The 650-nt window shown below is 69.7% G+C and carries 1 pseudogene; it reads right to left on the reverse strand.

Annotated elements, in window-relative coordinates:
• Window positions 1-165 precede the first annotated feature (165 nt).
• Window positions 166-650 (reverse strand): annotated as a pseudogene (locus FFK22_RS42090) (IS21 family transposase); the annotation flags it as partial.

A 650-nucleotide genomic window follows, 5' to 3' on the forward strand; every position in this document is an offset into this window, starting at 1 on the left:
AAGCTATCAAGCGACATTCGGAACTGGACCCTTGTCGTCAGGGAGAACTGGCCCCCCTCGTCATGGCTTGTTTCGGCTCATCCTCGGAGTCCACAGGAGGAACCCGCGCGCAGCGGAGCGCTTCGGCGCGGCTGAGCATGTCGAGGAACTCATCGTGGTCGACCATCACCAGCCTCCCCCGACCAGCTGCTCGTACTCCGCAAGCGGGCCTGAGCAGCGCCGCTGGCTGCGGCGCCTCGCGCGCGGCGCGGCGGAGCGCAGGAGACCCGAGACCGGTGACATGCCGCTGAAGTGCGCGGGCTCGATCAGCCGCTGACGACGGCCGGCGCACTCGGGATGGACCGCCACCTCCTGGTCGCCGTGCGGGATGCTGATCCGGCCGCCGGCGACTACCGCGCGCACCGTCTCGCCGATCAGCCGCCAGGGCACGCTGTACGCGTTGGTGTCCACCTCGATGCAGCAGTCCGACTGCACCCGGCGCATCAGATCCCGCACTTGACGGAAGGGCGGCCGGCCATCGAGCGGGCGCAGTGCTGAGGCCTCCTCGCGCCGGAACCGGTAGATCGGCGGCTCGCCCGTCGTGCCGTGAACGCGCCGGTCGACGATCTCGCGCATCCACCAGACTAGGTGCGCCTCCAATGCGGCCCAGT

The organism is Mycobacterium sp. KBS0706, assembly GCF_005938675.2.
GTDB lineage: Bacteria > Pseudomonadota > Alphaproteobacteria > DSM-16000 > Inquilinaceae > Inquilinus.